Here is a 21,477-nt window from a genome sequence, read left to right as displayed (position 1 = left end):
TGAACTGCTTATAGTTTCTGCTCTAAAGCAGAAATGATCTGCCGGACAATAAATATTCTAATGAGAATATAATTCAATAGAAGTGATCATCAATCCTTTACACAGCTTTTAAAATATAACTACGATAAATCTATATTGAATGGAACAGCCTGACGCATTAAACCTGGTAGCAGAATTTCACAAAACATTTAAACACCCTGTACTTGACAAGCCCGCTATACCGGGTGAAGATCGTTGCAAACTTCGTGTAGCGTTAATTGCTGAAGAACTGAAAGAGCTTGAAGTTGCAATCCTTGAAAAAGATATAGTAAGTGTAGCCGATGCGCTCTGTGATATTCAATATGTATTATCAGGGGCTATACTTGAGTTTGGACTAGGTGATAAGTTCAAATCACTTTTTGATGAAGTACAACGCTCCAACATGAGCAAGGCTTGTCGTTCGGAAGAAGAGGCAAAGGAAACCCTGGCATATTATCTGAAGAAAGACGGAACTGAATGCTACTATAAAGAAGAAGAAGGGAAGTGGCTGGTATACCGTAAGTCTGATAATAAAACGATCAAGTCTATAAATTATAGCCCTGCTGATCTTGATAGTATAGTACTTAAACCTTAGATGTAAAACTCAAACTGAAAGACAGCGTCCAGGCCTTGTTGTTGCAATGGGTTGATGGCCAGGATCTGAGCTTCATTATACGCCTTTATAAATTCAGTCCTGCTGATTCTTAATTTACTATACCCCGGCTTGATGCGATGATATTGCATCCGGCCGGAGGTGTTGGCTGTAGCTGTATAGATATAGCTGAACTGCAAGGAAATAGGGGAGGGTATATACCGCATATTCTATGCACTTCATGAACTATACGTATTTCTGAATTCTAGTTGAATAAGAGAATTCTGCTGCGCATTGTATTGCGACAGCAGGGTATATGCCCATTGTGGTGCATAATTGAATTTCCCTTCAAGCTCATCAATCTTCATACAAAGCTCCCGCACATAAAAGCGGATCTGCTCCTGGTTTCTGCAAGCAGAAGGCCGTTCAAAATTCCTGGAGGTAAAATTCTTCAACTCCATTTCTATTTTTTTGCGCTCATACTCGGTCATAATATTGTGCATTATTACACAATGTTAATTCTATTGATGTTAATAGACAAGTTTTTATGTGCAAAAATGCACATATTTGTTTTGCACAAAAACTTCTGAACTGATTAAATTATTTATTTAATCAGTTTAATTTAAGTGTCTGATTAATAGATTTTTAAAATAATATTTAGAGTTTTTACTTCAATGGATTTAGTCGAGTGAATTTTTGGTTACCCAGTAACGGTAGGCAATCAGAGCCTGATCAATTTTGCTTAGCCTGTTAAGATCCTTCTTGCTGTATCGAGGTATGATTATTTTATTGAGTTTGGCCAGAATTTTAAAAATTGATTTTGACAGCATTACACGTAATATGTTTATTTCCTAAATCGTTTTAATCCTTATATTTAAAAGTACTAACCTTGATCTGAATGCAAAACACACCAAGCCCCTTTCTCGAAATTTGGAATCTCAGCATGATTATCGGAGCCATAGCCATGACCCTTGCGGGGATTGCTATATACCTCCTTCATAAGCTAAAGATCTCGACTATAAAGGACTACAAAGCCAAGTATGATTACATCAATAAAAACGAAATTAAAAACTATAAAAAGGTATTCCTTTGTTTTGCGATCGCAGCATTGATGCTTATAAATCTATACAGTATGGGTAAACTCCATACCGTGGAAGTATGGTTTTTTGTAAGACTCTTTATGTCTATTGCCGGTGGTACATTAGTGGCGTATGTGGCCTCGCTTGTATTGGATTACTACTACCCAACGGTTTTAAATGGCAAGCTTAAGAAATGGCGCTATATGCCACGCACAAGTGCCGATGGAAATAAAATGCGACTGCTCAGTGAAGATGAAGAAGATGTGCATTTGGAAGAAGGCATGCAGGCCGAAGAAAACGTATTCTCCATTGACTATGATGTATGGATGGATGAAAAAAGCGGAGAAGTAAAAATAGATAAGTACCCTGGACATCTGCAGGCTCTAAAATGCAATAGCTGTGGATTTTATACGATGCGCATTGTAAAGGAGGAGATTACCAGGCATCCCAGTAAAGATGCTGCCGGTGAATTGATTAAGAACTTTCAGTGTTCATACTGTAAATCAGTACGGGCTACAGCCTATAACATTTCAACGAAGGAAGCAGACGATTATCGGAATGTTGGTATCCATACGTATAAACGCAATAAAAATATTGACATGGTTCGCGTGGAGATCCATTCAAGCACTTTAGGAAAGAAATTCTTTGAGTTTCAGGGACTTGAACAAGCTCAGAAATTCCTTGACGAGTACGATTCCGAAAAGGGCGATTAGACTTTTTGGCCGATTGGTGATCTGAATTGAGCTTTATTACGTTAAGTATTTAAGGCATACCATTTGCCAGTAGTAGTTCGGAGAGATTAAAACAAAGGGATGATGAAGAAGAAAACATTTTTTGCAGGGATTATCAGTATAGTACTTTTAGTACCAGGCCTCCTTCTTGCGGGCATTGCAGACACGACTCAATTAAAGGCCAAGCCTGTCTTCGGGAAAGAAGCAAAAGTGGTCACGTATATATTAGATAATAACCATTACAGGAAGATCATTCTCAATGATTCATTGTCATCGGTTATTCTTGATAGCTATGTCAAAAATCTGGATAACAATAAGACATATTTTACCACCACAGATTTAGCGAGCTTCGAAAAATACCGTCAGACTATTGATGATATGACGCGTGCTGAAAATGTAACGGCTGCATTCGACATTTACGGTGCGTTTAGAAAACGCTTCGTCAGTCGAATGGACTATATCATGAAGAATCTCATTCATGAGAAGTTCGATTATACTACGGAAGAGTTTTATGAAACGGATCGTGATAAAGAACAGTGGTGCAAGAACGAACAGGAGCTCAATGAAGTCTGGAGAAAGATCATCAAAAGCCAGGCGCTGAGTTTGAAGTTAGCCGGGAAGACACAACCGGAGATTGAAAAAATGCTTACTGAACGCTATGAGCGATTCAGAAAATCTATACTTCAATTCAATAGCGATGACGTGTTCAGTCTATATATGAACAGCATCACCGAATCGTATGATCCGCATACGAATTACCTTTCACCTAAAGCTGCCGACATCTTTAAGCAAAGCATGAGTTTGTCGCTTGAAGGAATTGGCGCAAGGCTGCAAACTGAAAATGACTATACCAAAGTAGCGGAAGTTATCGTGGGCGGTCCTGCACACAAGAGTGATCTTATTCACAACGGTGATCGCATCATCGGAGTAGGACAAGGAGAAAAAGGGGATATTGTTGATGTCATTGGATGGCGCATCGATGACGTTGTAAAACTGATCAAAGGTCCGAAAGGAACCACCGTAAAATTACAGATCATTCCTGCCGATATGGGTGTAAACGGCCCTTCCAAAGTCGTTCAGATCGTACGCGATAAAATCAAATTGGAAGATCAGCAAGCTAAGAAAAGTGTTATCCATTATGAAAAAGATGGAAAGAGCATGAACCTTGGTGTGATCACGTTACCAAGTTTTTACATGGACTTTGATGCATATCAGAAAGGTGATCCGAACTATACCAGCACCTCACGTGATGTAAAGCGCTTGATCAAAGAATTACAGGAGCAAAAAGTAGATGGTCTTGTACTTGATCTTCGTAACAACGGTGGAGGTTCTCTGACAGAAGCGATAGAGCTTACGGGTTTATTTATAAAACAAGGACCTGTGGTACAAGTTAAGAATTCATTGAACAAGATTGATGTACAGACCGATGATAACCCAACAATCACCTACAACGGTCCGCTGGTTGTGTTGACAAACCGCTTCAGTGCATCTGCATCTGAAATATTTGCCGGTGCAATTCAGGATTACCACCGCGGTGTAGTGGTTGGTGAATCTACCTTTGGTAAAGGAACTGTTCAGACTGTAATTGATCTGAAAAGATTTATCAACGACCCCGATGAAGTAGGAGAGTTGAAGCTTACGTTTCAAAAATTCTATCGTGTAACAGGAAGCAGCACTCAAAACAAAGGTGTTACACCGGATGTTAAATTACCAACGGCACTCGATCCTCAGCAGTTTGGTGAGAGTTCAAATCCAAGTGCTTTACCTTGGGATGAGATCAGAGGTACATTATTTCAGAAGACTCCTGTGATCAACGATCGTGTTATTTCAAATCTTAATAAGTCTTATCAGGATCGTCTGAAGACAGATAAATCACTGGCGCAGTTTGTAAATGATACTGAAGAAGTTCGTGAGAGCTATCGGGAAACCAAAGTATCTTTGAATGAAGTGACGCGCAAGAAGGAAATGGAAGAAGCTGAAAAGAAAAAGGCATCCAGAACTTCTCTGAACACAACCCTTCCTAATAAAGAGATTCCGTCTTCCGATCTCAAGGAAATGGATGATGAATATCTGCGCGAGGGTTTATTCGTTCTCGGTGATCTGATCACCACAAAAATCGGCTAATCCTATTTTATAAACACATGAAGTTTATTTTCTCAACAGAGTTGAGATTGTAACTTCATGTGTATTACTTGCACTGTATTCTTACGATATATGAAGCAGTATCTCGACCTCATGAAGGACATCCTCGAAAACGGGGCAAGTAAAACAGATCGCACAGGAACCGGTACACGTTCAGTCTTTGGAAGACAATTGCGATTCGATCTTTCACAAGGGTTTCCGCTTGTAACAACCAAGAAGCTGCATCTGCGCTCGATCATTTACGAGTTGCTCTGGTTTTTAAATGGCGATACGAACATCAAATACCTCAACGACAACGGAGTTACGATCTGGGATGAGTGGGCGGACGAGAACGGTGAGCTTGGGCCGGTATACGGTCATCAATGGAGAAGCTGGCCAGCACCGGACGGAAAACATATTGATCAGATCACGCAGGTCATCAACCAGATAAAACAGAAACCAGATTCCCGCAGACATATTGTTACTGCCTGGAATCCCTCGGAAGTTGATAAAATGGCGTTACCTCCATGCCATGCGCTCTTCCAGTTTTATGTAGCCGATGGCAAACTTTCCTGCCAGCTATACCAGCGAAGTGCTGATTACTTTTTAGGCGTTCCTTTCAACATTGCCTCTTATGCGCTCATGACCTATATGTTTGCACAGCAATGCGATTTACAGCCCGGTGATTTTGTATGGACGGGTGGCGATGTACATCTATATACCAACCACATCGAACAGACAAAGCTTCAGCTTACACGTGAGCCGTATGCATTACCTGAGCTGGTAATAAAACGTAAACCGTCTTCCATCTTCGACTATCAATTTGAAGACTTCGAGATTCGTAATTACCAGGCGCATCCTTCCATTAAGGCACCGATCGCTGTTTGACCTCTATATTTGGCATTACCTTGCCGCGTTGTATGTATCCCACAAGCCGTTGTTGATACAGGACAAGAATCCGTTGATCGCCTAAAAATCTTTTCGTAAACGTTTGAATAAAGCGGGAATCTATTTCGTATATTTATTCAAGCGACATCAACATGAAATTGTTTTGCGCATTCCTGCTAACCTTGTCCCTGATCACAGAGGATGTTCCTTTTAAAGCCAAAGAGGAGTTTGAGGTAAATCTCGATTTTAAATTCAAGACACGCGTAAAGGAAACATCACTTGTATATGCATCCAATACGAATGCCAGTACAGGGCCACTGCCTTATCTGGAAGTAAATCTAAAAGTCCTGAGGCTTATCTCCGGTGAAGTCAAAGTACGTATCATAAATCACCGAGGTGAAAATATATATACCAGGAAAGTAGCTGAAGGCGATATCATTAACCTGGATCTGGGCTATACCGATGACATCAAGGGCCGCGTAACCAACCACGAGTATAAAGTATTATTTCTGTCGCAGGATAAAAAGCCGATAAATCATATCCTTATTTACTTCGAGGAGGATGGCACTTATTTTATCAATGCAGAAAAGCGTGGTAAAGTATAGCTTTCAATCTGCAGGTCACACAGTCATATTCAATCCAGTTTCTACCAACGTATATCTGCTTTCAGACCCCGTGATGTTTCTTTTCATTTTTTAATGTTAATTCGCACAAACTATACACGCGAATGAGGAGCTTTGTATTTATCCTTCTGCTGATTCCCACTTTTGCTTTTTCACAGAGTCAACGGCAGCCGGACGCAGCACAAATCAAACTGAAACTAAAAAAGCTGAATGTATTGACATCTGTTCTATACATGGCTGCCCATCCCGATGATGAGAATACGCGCATCATCACGTATCTAGCCAACGATTATCTTGCTACAACGGGTTATCTTTCGCTCACGCGCGGCGATGGCGGACAAAATCTCATTGGCTCAGAGATCCGCGATCAACTCGGCCTTATTCGTACACAAGAGTTACTGGCTGCCAGACGCATTGATGGCGGACAACAGTTCTTCACCCGTGCCAATGATTTCGGTTTCTCAAAGTCTGCAGATGAAACGTTTCGTATCTGGAATAAAGATGAAGTGCTATCGGATGTCATTACTATATTCCGTCAGTATCAACCTGATGTGATCATCACGCGTTTTCCTCCCGATGAACGTGCCGGTCACGGCCATCATACTGCATCGGCTATACTTGCACAGGAAGCCTTTGACCTGGCTGCGAGCAAAGATATATATCCCGACCAGGTAAAGCAGTTTGGAACGTGGCAGCCGAAGCGACTATATACCAACACCGGCCGCTGGTGGAATACTTCTATCAATGAAAATACACCCGGCATTGTTACATTACATGTAGGAGAGTATAGCAATTTATTAGGACAGTCCTATACGGAAATCGCGGCAATCAGCCGGAGTCAGCACAAGAGCCAGGGTTTTGGTTCAAGCGGCACACGCGGTGATCAGCAGGAGTATCTTGAATACATGAAAGGGGCCAAGGCTGAGAAGAATATACTGGAAGGTATAAATACAACGTGGAGCCGCGTGAAAGGAAGCGACAAGATACAGCCACTCGTTACCAAGGCTATAGCAGACTTTGATGAAGAGAAACCCTATAACACCATTCCGGCTTTACTTCAAATCAGAAAAGAGATCTTAAAGCTTGAGCCCGGTATATGGAAAACACGAAAGCTTGCAGAGACAGAACAACTGCTCGCAGATTGTTCAGGATTATTTATAGATGTAACTACAGATAAATTTTACGTTGCACCCGGTCAGCGTGTAACTGCTTCTATAGAATTTGTTAATCGTTCTCCGATAGAAATTAGCGTTAACAAAATACAATCAGGTGATATTGGAATTGATTCAGCATTGTCATTGCCGCTAAAGAATAATGCAGCGGCTACGCAGATCACCTATAAAAGATCGGTTCAAAAGTCTGAGCCCTATTCATCTCCATACTGGTTAACTGAAAAACATGGCGTTGGTTTGTTTACGGTAACCGATAAAAGCCTGATTGGTAAACCTGAGAATGATCCCGCTATACATATATCTTTTACAATAATGCTGGCCGGAGAGCAGCTTACCGTAACACGACCGTTACGCTATAAATGGACAGACCCTGCCAAAGGCGAGCAGGCACGACCTTTTGAAATTGTACCACCTGTACTGGTAAAACTTACCAACAACGTAATCATCTTCAATGATGCAAGCCCCCGCGAAGTTACCGTGCTGGTCACTTCGGCAAGCGATGGGCGTATAACCGGTGCGTTGCATCTTGATATTCCGCAAGGATGGAAAACACAACCTGAACGTATAACATTTGATTTGAAGGAGAGAGGTGAGGAGCAGGTAAAAACATTCCAGGTGTTTCCATCATCGCAGGAAGAAACCAGCACAATCAAAGCGGTTGCTTCTATTGATGGTGAAGGATCATTTGACAGAAGTATGCAGACGATCAGTTATGATCACATTCCAACGCAAACACTTCTTTCGAAAGCAGAAGCCAAAGTTGTGCGAATGGATCTCAAGAAAGAAGGAAGCACGATAGGCTATATCAGGGGAGCGGGCGATGAAATTCCTGCAGCGCTTCGGTATATGGGCTATACGGTTATCGAAATGAAAAACGAAGATGTCAATGCAGCAACCCTCAAACAAATGGATGCTGTTGTATTGGGTGTTCGCGCATTAAATACCAATACACGCATCGGATATAGTATGCCTGCGTTGCTTGATTATGTTAACAACGGTGGCACGTTGGTAGTGCAATACAATACCAATGGTGATCTGGTTACGAAAAACTTTTCACCTTATCCACTGGAGATATCCCGCGATCGTGTGACCGAGGAGGACGCTGCTGTCAGAATTCTAAAAGCTGATCATCCCGCAGTAACCACACCCAACAAGATCACCGTGAAGGATTTTGACGGATGGGTGCAGGAGCGTGGCCTTTATTTTCCGAATAAATGGGATGCCCACTTCGAACCTGTATTGTCGATGAATGATAAAGGAGAGACTTCTAAAGACGGAAGCGTTCTGGTCGCGAAATATGGAAACGGATACTATATATATACATCTATATCCTTTTTCCGTGAGCTCCCCGAAGGTGTAGCGGGTGCCTATAAGCTCTTTGCAAACCTGGTTTCGCTGCGAGGAACAAAACCAGTGGTATCCCCACAGGTTAATAAGAAACGAAAATCCAGACAAGGATAATTTTATCAAATAAAAGATAATATATAAACCACTATATATAAATGAAGCCTCCTGTATTTAAATCCTGGCAGCATTGGTATTGGCTTGTGATCGGAGTCATGATGGCGCAAATCATTTTATATTATTGGCTAACCCGCACGTTTGCATGAATTATTTGGATTGGGTTGTACTGTTCGGAACCATCGCGTTCATTGTCCTGTATGGAATCCTGAAAACAAAAGGTGCCCAGAACATCGAAGGATACCTCAAGGGCGATAACACCATGAAGTGGTGGATGATTGGTATCTCCATTATGGCAACACAAGCCAGTGCTATCACGTTTCTCTCAACGCCCGGACAGGCCATCGAAGATGGAATGCGTTTTCTTCAATTCTATTTTGGGTTGCCCATTGCTATGGTGATCATCTCGGTAACGATGGTGCCTATATATTACCGCCTGAAAGTATATACCGCATACGAATATCTCGAAACACGCTTTGACTTAAAGACCCGGTTACTGGCAGCTATACTCTTTCTAATTCTTCGTGGACTATCTGCCGGTATAACACTCTTTGCTCCAGCGCTTGTGCTTTCTACTATATTAGGATGGCCAACCTCCATTACAACGATATTGATCGGCACATTGGTGATTACTTATGTAGTGTCAGGAGGAACAAAAGCAGTGAGTCTTACGCAACGCCAACAAATGGCCGTGATCATGAGCGGAATGATCCTGGCAGGTATTTTGGCCTATAGCATGCTGCCGGAGAAAGTGTCGTTTAGCGATACCGTTGTATTGGCAGGCACGCTTGGGAAACTGAACCTGGTAAACCTTGAGTTCAATCCCAGCGACCGGTATAATTTGTGGTCGGGATTAATAGCCGGTACATTTTTATTCCTCTCGTATTTTGGTACAGACCAATCGCAGGTCGCCCGTTACCTGAGTGGTTCCTCTATAGCGGAAAGCAGGCTAGGACTTATCTTCAACGGACTTCTGAAAATACCCATGCAGTTTATCATCCTCTCTATTGGGGTGATGGTTTTTGTCTTTTATCTTTTTCATCAATCACCTGTATTCAATAATACAGTATTGAAGGAGCAGGCATTAAAGACAGAGCAAGGTGAAACGTTGCGCTCATACGAACAGGCCTATATAGATGTACACGAACAGAAACGTGAATCGGTCGATCAGCTTGTGGATGCTATACATGCAAAGGATGACGCCAGGATCGAAACGATAAGCCAGGATGTAAAGAGTCTATACAAGCAGGAGACTTCATTGCGTGATTCGGTAAAATCTACCATAGCAAAAGCCATCCCGGGTGCAAAAACGCAGGACCGCGACTATATATTTCTGAACTTCGTATTGAACCACTTGCCCAACGGTATCATTGGTTTATTGTTAGCGGTAATGTTTTCTGCTGCCATGTCATCCATGGCAGGTGAATTAAATGCACTGGCATCCACGACTACTGTAGATATATATAAGCGCTCCTTTCGGAAGGAAGCAGAGGCTTCCCATTATTTGAAAGCATCGCGCTGGTTCACCGTATTGTGGGCATTGCTCGCGATGGTCTTTGCCATGCTTGCAACGTTTGCCGAAAACCTTATTCAATTTGTAAACATTGTAGGTTCATTATTCTATGGCACTATACTGGGTATATTCCTTACTGCCTTTTATGTAAAGCGTGTTAAAGCAAACGCAGTATTCTTCGCCGCACTGCTGGCACAATGCATCGTGCTATATTGTTACTTCTTTACAACCATCGCCTTTCTGCTGTACAATATTATAGGATGTGCTGTCGTGATCGTTGCCGGACTCATCCTACAGACATTCACCTCAGAAGAAAAGACGCCTTCGTAAATATTGGATTTTGTGCTACCACCAGTGACGGTAATTTGAGGTTCGGTTAACCGCTGAACACTTCCTTTTTGCAATTCCCATAAAACTGAAAGTCTTCACAACGCTTTTTTCGTTACTACAACTTCCAATTCCTATCCTATGCTTCGTAATTTTTTCAAGACCGCTGCACGAAATATTCTTAAGTATAAAACCTATTCCATAATCAACTTTATTGGCCTGACCTGTGGACTAGCTTTATCCTTACTAATTGTTTCCTATATACGGTCCGAGTTAAGTTTCGATACATTTCACCAGAAGGCAGATCGCCTGTATAGACTTGCCTATACTGCTCCGAACGGATTGAAGCTCGCCACCACTCCGCCACCGATCGCCCCCGTGATGAAAGACTTCTTTCCTGAAGTTGAAGCCGCAGCCCGGGTATATGGAAGAAATGTAAGCATATCTAAAAATGGAGGCAATGAATCGTTCGAAGAGTCGAATGTATACTTCGCGGATTCGAGCATCATGAATACATTCTCGTTTCAATTTGTAAAAGGCAATCCTGCAAAGGCGCTTACAGAACCCTATACAGTATTGATCAACGAAGAAATGGCTGCCAAATATTTTGGCGACCAGAACCCAATAGGAGAGTCGCTGATCTTTGGCGGTAAACATTCTTTTAAAGTAATCGGTGTAGTGAAGGACTTTCCAGAGAATTCACATCTTCGTTTTAATATGATTGTGCCCTATGAGAGTATGTATCATCTGGAAAACGATCAGGCGGCACAAGCCATGCGCAACAACCTCGCTGTAAATTTTATCATCAGTCATTCCTATACCTATGTATTATTGAAGCCCGGTGCTGATCCGCAGCGGGTCAATACGAATATGGATGCATTTCTAAAGAAGTATGCGCAACCGAATTTCCTCGTGGGGCAAGTCTTTGAGTTGATGCCGGTAACAGATATTCATTTGAAGTCAACCCTGCTGGCAGAGCCTTCGTCTACGAGCTCCATGACAACGATCTATATATTTGGTGGTGTCGGTATACTCACGCTCATCATTGCGTGCATCAACTATATAAATCTTTCCACCGCTCAATCGTTCACGCGTATAAAAGAAATAGGCATTCGTAAAATTCTTGGATCGCTAAAGTATCAACTCATCATTCAGTTCCTGGCTGAAAGCTTTTTATTCTGCTTTGTTGCTTTCGCGTTATCGTTCGTGGTGTTCTATATCACATTACCATTGTTGAATCAGGTTACAGGCAAGCAATTATTATTCTCATACGTAACCGATGGATTATTACTTTCCATAGCCTTTGTGTTGTTGATAGTAATAACGTTACTGGCCGGTGGATACCCTGCATACTTCATTACACAATTCGAATCGGTTCATGCCCTGAAAGGAGAGAAGGCAAATTATGGAAGCCAATTGCTGAGACGTGTGCTGGTAGTATTTCAATTAACAATAGCCTGTACGTTGCTGATCGGATCGATCATGATTATGAAGCAGCTCCGGTATCTGAATAATTTTCCGCTTGGTTTTCAGAAGGATCATGTCATCGTTATCCCATTATTCAGCCAGAACCTCAATGGTATATTTGCCGGTAAAGATTCTGCGTATGCCACAAGACTTCAAACGTTTCGTGACGTTGTGGAAGGCCAGACCGGTGTAAAAGGAACTGCGCTATCGTCTGCTACTCCGGGATTAGGAGCAACCTACCGCGGAACAATCCCCGAAGGGTTTACCAGGGAGGATAATCTTTTTATTGCCAACATGTCGATTGATTATGATTTCCTGCAAACCTATGGGATGAGCATCATTGCCGGAAGGTCATTCTCGAAAGAATACAGTACAGATCAAGCTACTGCATTTATCGTAAACGAGAGTGCTATAAAAGAATTCCATTGGGACACACCAGAAAAAGCGCTGGGTAAGACTATAAATCGCGAGGGCAAAGAAGGGAAAGTCGTAGGCGTTGTAAAAGATTTCCATTTCACTTCACTGGCAACGCCTATATCATCGATGGTGATGGAGGTAAGTCCCAACCAGTTTAATATGCTGAGTATAAAATTTGAGAATACCAATGTGCAGCAAACCATTGATAAACTACGCGGTCAATGGAATGCTATATTTCCCGAGAAGACATTTGAATTTAATTTCTTAGATGAGCAACTCGACCAGCAATACCAGGATCATCAGAACTTCGCCAGGATCATACAATCCTTTACCGGTATTGCCATACTCATTTCCTGCCTGGGAGTATACGGCCTCGTCCTGTTTGTAGTACAGCGTAAGTTTAAGGAGATCGGTGTCCGAAAAGTACTCGGAGCGAGCGTCACTGGCATACTTACTCTTATATATAGAGACTTCGCCTGGCTGCTGCTCGCTGGCTTTTTACTGGCCGTTCCAGTGTCCTATTATTTATTGAATCAGTGGCTTGATAACTTTATATACCACGCATCAATCGATGTTTTAACATATATACTTAGTTTTATACTGGTGTTCATTGTTGTAACGGCTACCATCAGTTACCAGGCATTAAAAGCTTCGCTTATGAATCCCGTTCGCTCACTTCGGGTGGAGTAAATGCTATAGGACAAGATGAAGTGTTATAACATTCATCTATAGTCTTAGAGTAAATTTACCTTTCAAAAAAAAACTATAATTTTTTTATAGCTTGTTAGTCTTGTAGAAAATTTTTTTTCTACATTCAAGAGTGATTTGATCGTTGTTATAATCCACCGTTATAACGGAGTATATATTTAATCAAATCATCTACAGTCGGATTTTAATTCTAACCATGTGCGAATGATTTTTTGAGGGGGATCGAGAAGTCCGGTGTATTCTTTTGTCTTTTTTGTATAACTCTAAATAACCCAAAACTGATGAAGCAATTTTACTGGTTCCTTCAGCGACCTGCATTTGTGTGGCTGGTCGCAGTATGGTTAGCGGCCCTCTCTAATCATGTACACGCACAACAACAGCAAGGACTCGAGCAAGGAGTCTTTCGGATTAAAGTCACAGAAGAGCTCGCACAGCGGCTCGAAAATGCGCGCTATACCAAGAGCGCGAACAACGTCCTGTTAACCGGGATTAAGTCTATCGATCTGGCAACGGTAAAACACAAGGTCAGTGGAATCAAACGTGTTTTCAGACAAGTAGAAAAGTTTGAAGCGAAGCACCGTAAATATGGTTTGCATCGCTGGTATGAAGTAGAGATTGATAAAGCCGATCCGGTTCTGTCAGCCATCGCTACATTCAGATCAATCGAACAGATTGAAAAAGTTGAGCCGGTATATAAAAAGGCAATTATAGGTTCCGATCGAAAAGACTTCGGCCCTGTGCGCGTGGATGAAAAAGAAATGCGTGCAGCCGTAACGTTGCCGGGTGCTTCCAACGATCCCTTACTTCCAAATCAATGGCACTATGATAATACAGGCCAGGCAGGAGGAACTCCCGGATCTGATATCAGCTTGTTCCAGGCATGGGGACTTGAAACCGGTAAGCCTTCTGTTATCGTAGCCGTTACAGATGGTGGTGCTCAGGTTGATCACCCGGATCTTGCTGCCAACATGTGGGTAAATACCGATGAGATTCCAGGCAACAATATAGATGATGACGGTAACGGGTATATAGATGATATTAACGGATATGGTTTTGGTGATAATACCGGAGAGATCGCTCCGGATGATCACGGTACACATACCAGCGGAACAATTGCCGCAGTAACAAACAACGGGTTAGGAGTAGCAGGTGTTGCCGGAGGTTCCGGAACTGGCGATGGTGTACGAATCATGTCGTGTGCTGCATTCGGTGCCTCGGGTACGGGCGGTTTTGCAGAGACCTATATATATGGTGCTGATAATGGCGCAGTCATTTCTCAGAACAGCTGGGGATATACTAATCCCGGTGCGTTTGAGCAAGCTGTACTCGATGCTATAGATTATTTTATTGCAGAAGCTGGTTTGGATGAAAACGGAAACCAGGTTGGCCCGATGCGTGGTGGTATAGTAATTTTTGCCGCTGGTAACAGCGATAGCGATGAACAACATTATCCGGGTTATTATGAACCAACACTGGCCGTATCCGGTGTTACGAATCAGGATAAGAAAGCATGGTATTCAAACTTTGGCGCATGGGTAGATGTAGCAGGACCCGGTGGAGAGACGTTTGTTAACAATGATCCGAAAGGAGTACTGAGTACAGTCTCTGGTGGACAATATGCATACTTCCAGGGAACATCAATGGCATGTCCGCACGTGTCAGGTATAGCAGCACTGATCATCTCTAAATTTGGAGGCCCCGGCTTAACACCACAAATGGTTCGCGGACGGTTGGTAACCCTGGTGGATGATATAGATGCGGCCGATCCGGATTTTGCCGGTAAGCTTGGCTCGGGTAGAGTAAATGCATTCTCAGCGTTACAAGAAGATGATGGCGATGCGCCCGAACCTATAACAGAACTCGAAGCAGCGGATGCTACCATCACATCGGTTACGCTGTATTGGGAAGCTCCATCGGATCCCGGTAATGGATCCGCATCGGCTTACGATATACGGTATTCGACCAGCCCTATAACAGAAGCTAATTTTTCTTCTGCAACAGCGGTGCCGAATCCGCCTACACCAAAAGTTGCAGGCACTCCAGAAATATATACCGTGACAGGATTACAGGGAGGGACAACGTATTACTTCGCCATCAAGTCTGCAGATTTTTTTGGTAACTATTCATTGATCTCCAATGTAGTACAACAGGCAACAGCACAGCCTCCGGTTATTGCAGTATCTCCAACAGCGTTAACCGCTAGCTTGGAAACAGCAGAAACATCAACGCAGACATTAACCATTTCGAATACAGGACAAGGCACGCTGAACTTTTCATTCAGTACTATAGATCCGGAAGGATTTGTTGCCGTATCACCGGACAGTGCTTCCGTTGCTCCTGGTGATAGCCTTGGTGTTGCTGTGACTATAGATGCAAGCGGACTTCTGGCAGGAACCTATGAACAGGCACTCTTCATCATCAGCAACGATCCGTTGGCAGATACCGTAGTGGTTCCCGTTACGCTCACCGTCATCAACAACGGTGCACCTATAGCATCCGTTGAACCGGATACACTTGACTTTGGTCCCGTTTTTGAAACCGGATCCAAGACGAAGTATATTACACTGTCCAATGCAGGCTCCGATTCATTGGTGGTCTCCAGTATAACCTCAGACAATGCGGACTTTACCACCAACTTTACTTCAGCAATTGTACTTGGTGCTTTTCAGGACACTACCGTGAACGTAATATATACCGCTTCATCGTTAGGCAGTTCTTCCGGTACATTGAGTATTGCTACCAATGATCCCCAGCATCCAACGCTAACGGTCTTTGTACTGGGCGAAGGTGTTGTGGCACCGTCTATTGAAGTATCACCTGATTCTTTGGCTGATACACTTAACACCGACAAGACTTCTACCAAAATACTTACCGTGAAGAACACGGGCGGTAGCAACCTGGAGTATTCGGTGTCTGTAGCGGCAGAAGCTACGGCTACGGTTGCTGTTGTGAAAACTATAGCGGTTCCTGCTGTCGGTACAACCCGCAGGGGCATAGCGGAAAAAAGCAGTGCTATAGCAAGTTATCCCAATCAGGTAAAGCTTAAATCAGTTGGCCAACTTGCAGCAGTTTCCAACGTATTGATTTTGACACCGGATAACGATGTATCGGATGTCGAAACTATACTGGATGCATACGATGATATAGAAGCCGATGTATACCCGAAAGCGGACCTGCCTTCCATAACGCTGGCAGACCTCGAAGGATATGATATCGTGTTTGCTACTAACAACACACAGTGGCTTGCCTCGGGTGGTGTTGAACCATCCGTGATTGGTGATCTGCTCGCAGACTATATAGATGAGGGTGGTAAAGTGATCGTGAATCAGTTTGCATACTCTTACGATGCATGGAAACTTGAAGGTCGTTTTATCGATGACCAGTATGGTCCGTTTATACCTTCTACTACCGATGAAGAAATAGTGGCAACACTGGGCGATATTCTTGCTCCAGGTCATCCGTTGCTTGAAGGTGTATCCGAACTTGAATATACCGGCTATGTACAAAATGTATCGCTTGCTCCCGGTGCCACAGCAGTAGCAGCCTGGGATAATGACGAACTATTCCTGGCAGCCAATGGAAATGTAGTGGCATTGAATTTATTGCCAAGTTTGGGTAATGGTGGTCCGCTTCAGTGGACCGGTGACCTTGCTACGCTCTATGAGAATGCAGTACATTATCTGTCGGGCGCTTCGTTTGTAAGCGTGAGCCCTTCTGAAGGTATAGTAGCACCAGGCACTCAGGTTGACCTGGAAGTAACATTCGATGCTTCCGGATTGGATGCAGGTATATATACCGCTTCGATAGACATCGCAAGCAATGCTCCTAATCAGGAACTTGTTTCAGTACCGGCTACACTTACCGTACTCGGACCAGAGTTTACCGTAACACCGGATTCACTGGTTGAAGAACTCGAAAAAGATCAGACCGTAACCCGTACACTTGTATTAAAGAATAACGGTCCCGATGATCATAACTATACCGTTACCGTTCAGGGCGGAATGGCCACTGCATCGGTTACAAAAATTACGCTACCTGCAACACAGGCACGTAGCGCAGCGGCAAGTCCGGCGGAGAAAATCAAACAGAATTCTGCTGCCAGACAAAGTGGTGACTATACCAGTACAGCAGCGTTACACTATAGCAATACATCTGCGGCCTCCAGGGCATCCGTTGTACAAGCTTCGACAGCACAATACGCTACCGATTTTGAAAGCTTTGCTTCCGGAGATATAACGGACCAGGAAGGATGGTTTGGACAGTGGGGTAATTGGACAATTGAATCCACCAATCCATTCAGCGGCTCGAAACACCTCAGCGGATTAGCAGATGCTTTAGGACAGTCTTTAGCATTCTCACCGGTTGTGGCAATCGGCACAGAAGCTAAATCTACCGTTACCGCGAAATTGAATATACAGGGTACGGGAGTAACCTGGCAGATCATTCCTCAATCGCCTACAGAAGAGCTTGTCAATACACGCATTCAGTTTGGACCTGATGGTGTAGCCAGTGCGCTGGTAAGCGATGGAGCAGGGGGTGGTGGATTCGAACCGTTCGGAACAACACCTTCGGGATATTTTGATCTCACTATAGAAGTAGATCGTGATTCAGCATACTTCTATGTATATATCGATGATGTAAAAGTATTTACCGGCCAGGGCTTTGCAGGAAATATAGAGCAACTTGTTCTCCTTTCATTGATGGAGGAAGCTGGTCCGACACTTGACCTTGACGATGTTCAGATCATTGATGGCGTGAAAGAAGACGCTGTTAATTTCCTGACCGTATCACCTACATCCGGAAGTCTTCCATCAGGAGCCTCTGTTGAATTGCAGGTAACCTTTAATTCTACAGACCTGGAATTCGGGAAGTACTCTTCTGCAGTAAATATAGATGTAGATGGATCGAAGCTTACGGTGCCTGCTACGCTTACCGTTGTAGGGGATCCTGCTATCAAAGTCAGCCCTACAGTTTTACAAGCGATAGTAGACTATAAAGAAGATACTACGCAAACGTTCAAGATCTGGAATACAGGAGGACGGCCATTGACGTATAGCCTCCAGGTAATTGGAGCCGCTACAGATATAGCGAAGCTTCCTGCTAAACCGGTAAGTAAATTTGCCAATGCGAAAACAGATAAACGCCTTCAGGATAAAGTGGCCAAAGATATAGCGACTAGTAAATCCTCTGTACAAAAGCCATCTTCTATACAGATTCTGACCGGTGCTGCTTTGTTCGAAGAGAACTTCGAAGATGCAAGCTTCCCGCCTTCAGGCTGGAATGTGGTCGATAACGCAGGCAACGGTGTTGCGTGGGATTTTGCGGCTGCATTCGGAGAATCGAACTATGCCGGTACAGGCGAAGCAGCTACGGCCAGTAGCGATGCCGTTGGCGAAGCAGAATTTGATACTGAACTGATCACTCCGGTTATCAGCACGGCAGGGTATAAAAACATCGCCGTACAGTATAATGCAAACTATCAGAATTATTCTTCACTGGATTTCCTTGACCTCGATATACAGGTTGATGGCGGTGCATGGACAACCGTGTTAAGCTGGAATGAAGACCATGGTATATTACGCGAAGGTCCGGGAGAATTTGTTACTGTACCGCTGGGTGAATACCTGAACGGTGGTGCGACTTCCTTCCGCTTACGCTGGCATTATTATGATCCGAATACCGATGACTATGATTGGTATGCACAGATCGATGACGTTGTGATCCTGGGTGATGCACGCGCATGGGTAACTGTAAATCCTGCAACGGGTACAGTGCCGGTTCAAGGTGTAGCAGAAATACAAGCAACCTTTGATGCATCGGATATAGAGCCAGGCTCTTATGTAGCGGGTATATTGGTGAGCAGCAATGCAACAGAAGATCCGTTGATTGGCGTGGTGGCGTCCTTGACAGTGCGTGAACCTGCAATCATTTCGGTTGATCCTGATTCGTTACACCAGGAACTTCCTGTAGGTGGTTCAGCAACACAGACGCTTACTATATCCAACAGTGGTCCGAGCACATTGAAGTATGCATTTGGTAATACACCAGTGCCAGACGCAGTGCCGGTGATCAGTGTAGCAAGAGAAAGAAAACAACCAACAGCAACGCGTACAACTCCGTCAACCGGATTGGTAAACCTGCGTGATGCACGTGCGTTCGTATCGCGTGTACCGCAGAAGAATGCGATCGAACTATATGTAACCGGCTTCGAAGAATTTGCACCGGGTGATATCGATGGACAAGAAGGATGGGAAGGTCAGTGGAGCAATTGGACAATTGAATCTGAAAATCCTTTTGAAGGGGCACAACACTTCAGAGGACTGGCAGATGGTCTTGGACAATCCCTTGCATTCTCGCCTGTCGTTGCCATTGGAACAGAGCCTATATCTTCTACCAGTTTACGACTGAATGTTGAAGGCAGCGATGTTACCTGGCAGATCATCCCTCAATCGCCTACAGCGGAATTAGTCAATACACGTTTTCAAATTTCACCGGACGGAAGTCTGAGTGTATTGGTTCAGGATTCCCTGGGCAGTGGATCGTATCAGCCCATAGACGCTACGTTGCCATCCGGCTATTTTGAATTCCGGATTGATGTAGAGCGCGCAACGGCTGTCTTCACAATCTATATAGATGGTGTTGAAGTATTCACCGGACAAGGATTTGCTGGCGACATCGAGCAAGTTGTAATCCTGTCGCTCATGGAAGAAGCAGGTCCTACATTGGACATTGATAACCTGGCTATATTTGATGGCGCAGCCACAACACCTTGGTTAGCGTATAATCCTAAATCAGGTACTGTTCCTCCCGGAGGTTCGGCTACCGTTACCGTTACCTTTAACGCGAAGGATTTACTGGGTGGTATATATACCGACAGCCTGAGCATCTCCAGCAACGATCCTGATCATTCACCGGTAATCGTTCCTGTAACGCTTCACGTTATCGATAACTACGCCCCGGTACTGGGAGAAGTTGATTCTGCAGAAGTGATCGAACTCGGTTCGCTTGATGTTACCTTCACAGCTACCGATGCTGACGGTGATTTTGTAACGATACAATTGCTGGAAAATCTTCCGTTCATCACGCCTGTAAGCAGTGGCAACGGTACGGCTACGTACAACATTAACCCGGCACTAGGTCATGCGGGAGAATACGATCTACCGGTAATCGCTTCGGATTCAACAGGAGCAATTGATTCCGCTACGTTCCACGTTTCAATTATACCGTACGGTGTGGAAAGCTTCAGCCTGGTAAATATCCAGACAGGTCAGGTGTTAACAACGTTTACAGATTCTGCGACCCTGGATGTAGGTACATTTGATCTGTACAACACTACCATCCGGGCCAATACGAATCCGGGTGCGGTGGGAAGCGTCAGATTCATAAAAGATGGTACCAATGCTAATTTGGTGAACACGCCACCATATAACTTCAATCCATACTTCCTGTATCAGTTAACAACCGGTACGCATACGCTTCGCGCCAACGCCTATACCAGAGTCAACGGTACGGGTACTGCTGGCAAGAGCCTGCAAGCGGTTGTTCACATCCTGAACTCTTCTGCAGTAACGGATCTGGATGTTGTGAGAAGCAACGGTGTTAAACTAGCAGACCTCGCAGACAGCAGTGTGATCGATATCAGCAAACCTTATTATGATAAGATCAACATCCGCGCAAATGCAGGCGGCAGTGCCGTGAAGAGTGTTGTGTTCGAATTGAACGGAGTATATTTCCGTACCGACAACAATGCACCATACGCACTGAATGGAAATGGTTCTGGCGGATCCGACACACCATGGCCGGCAACACCCGGTGTATATACTTTGACAGCCACTCCGTATTCATATTACAACGGTACAGGCTCTGCAGGTATACCCACTACGGTAACATTCGAAGTTGTGAACGGAGCATCCAACGCGCGCCTGGCCGCATCGGATGAGCTGGGTGAAGAGACTGGTATATTTGGACTTTCCATTTACCCTGTGCCTGTACAAGACGAACTCACCATTCGTGTGAAAGGTAAGGTTGAAGGAAATGTAGGAGTAGTCATTCACAATACACAAGGTATAGCAATGTTCAGTGAACAGGGTGAAGCCAGTGTATTCAGAAACTACAAAGTGAGTACATCAAAACTCGGTCTCACGCCAGGTGTATACTTTGTTCAGGTTCAACTCTCCAACGGAAAACGTGAAATCCGTAAGTTCATAAAAGAGTAGAGTAGGTAGTTAGTTAGGTATAATAGTGTAAAGGGTGAAGCCCGCAGTTTCGGCTGCGGGCTTTTTTTATACACAGGTTATAAATAAGCATATGAAGCAGATGGTATAGATGTAATAACTATACTATACTTTTAGTTGATATAA

Annotated in this window: 11 protein-coding genes; 9 read left to right on the top strand and 2 right to left on the bottom strand. The window is 43.8% G+C overall.

The genetic code is table 11. The features are described 5' to 3' along the window. Window positions 1-139 precede the first annotated feature (139 nt). Window positions 140-613 (top strand): pyrophosphohydrolase domain-containing protein, encoded by a 474-nt coding sequence (locus B5Y40_RS12660; protein ID WP_079687011.1) that lies wholly within the window; start codon window positions 140-142, stop codon window positions 611-613. Here B5Y40_RS12660 and B5Y40_RS29360 read toward each other — a convergent pair. Next, window positions 610-837, bottom strand: coding sequence for a hypothetical protein (locus tag B5Y40_RS29360; RefSeq protein WP_143785719.1), 228 nt, complete (start codon window positions 835-837; stop codon window positions 610-612). The two genes, B5Y40_RS12660 and B5Y40_RS29360, sit on opposite strands and share 4 nt — an antisense overlap. A 12-nt stretch (window positions 838-849) precedes the next feature. Then, window positions 850-1,113, bottom strand: coding sequence for a hypothetical protein (locus B5Y40_RS12655; protein WP_221408915.1), 264 nt, complete (start codon window positions 1,111-1,113; stop codon window positions 850-852). Between the two features lie 395 nt (window positions 1,114-1,508). Between B5Y40_RS12655 and B5Y40_RS12650 the strand changes: the two genes are divergently transcribed. From B5Y40_RS12650 to B5Y40_RS12615, 8 genes are all read left to right on the top strand, one after another. Beyond that, complete coding sequence (locus B5Y40_RS12650) at window positions 1,509-2,402, top strand: hypothetical protein (RefSeq protein ID WP_245840528.1); 894 nt, start codon at window positions 1,509-1,511, stop codon at window positions 2,400-2,402. A gap of 99 nt (window positions 2,403-2,501) precedes the next feature. Then, window positions 2,502-4,544 carry a carboxy terminal-processing peptidase gene (locus B5Y40_RS12645; RefSeq protein ID WP_245840527.1) on the top strand — a complete coding sequence of 681 codons (2,043 nt, stop codon included), beginning with the start codon at window positions 2,502-2,504 and terminating at the stop codon, window positions 4,542-4,544. 90 nt (window positions 4,545-4,634) lie between these two features. Then, the gene (gene thyA / locus B5Y40_RS12640; RefSeq protein ID WP_079687009.1) at window positions 4,635-5,429 is read left to right on the top strand and encodes a thymidylate synthase; all 795 of its coding nucleotides are present in this window, start codon (window positions 4,635-4,637) and stop codon (window positions 5,427-5,429) included. A gap of 152 nt (window positions 5,430-5,581) precedes the next feature. Continuing rightward, entirely contained in the window at window positions 5,582-6,034 is a 453-nt protein-coding gene (locus B5Y40_RS12635) for a hypothetical protein (RefSeq protein ID WP_079687008.1), read from the top strand. Window positions 6,035-6,156: 122 nt separating this feature from the next. Continuing rightward, window positions 6,157-8,685 (top strand): PIG-L family deacetylase, encoded by a 2,529-nt coding sequence (locus tag B5Y40_RS12630; RefSeq protein ID WP_245840526.1) that lies wholly within the window; start codon window positions 6,157-6,159, stop codon window positions 8,683-8,685. 145 nt (window positions 8,686-8,830) lie between these two features. Continuing rightward, a complete protein-coding gene (locus tag B5Y40_RS12625) occupies window positions 8,831-10,528 on the top strand; it encodes a sodium:solute symporter family protein (RefSeq protein WP_079687007.1) in 1,698 nt (565 codons plus the stop codon). A 138-nt stretch (window positions 10,529-10,666) separates the two neighbouring features. Beyond that, window positions 10,667-13,099 carry an ABC transporter permease gene (locus B5Y40_RS12620; protein WP_079687006.1) on the top strand — a complete coding sequence of 811 codons (2,433 nt, stop codon included), beginning with the start codon at window positions 10,667-10,669 and terminating at the stop codon, window positions 13,097-13,099. Window positions 13,100-13,398: 299 nt separating this feature from the next. Then, window positions 13,399-21,333, top strand: a complete 7,935-nt coding sequence (locus tag B5Y40_RS12615; RefSeq protein ID WP_079687005.1) for an Ig-like domain-containing protein — start codon at window positions 13,399-13,401, stop codon at window positions 21,331-21,333. The last annotated feature ends 144 nt before the right edge of the window (window positions 21,334-21,477 follow it).

Origin of the sequence: Ohtaekwangia koreensis (genome assembly GCF_900167975.1) — a bacterium.
In the GTDB taxonomy this organism is placed as follows: Bacteria; Bacteroidota; Bacteroidia; order Cytophagales; family Cyclobacteriaceae; genus Ohtaekwangia; species Ohtaekwangia koreensis.
This window is presented reverse-complemented; position numbering and strand designations above follow the sequence as displayed.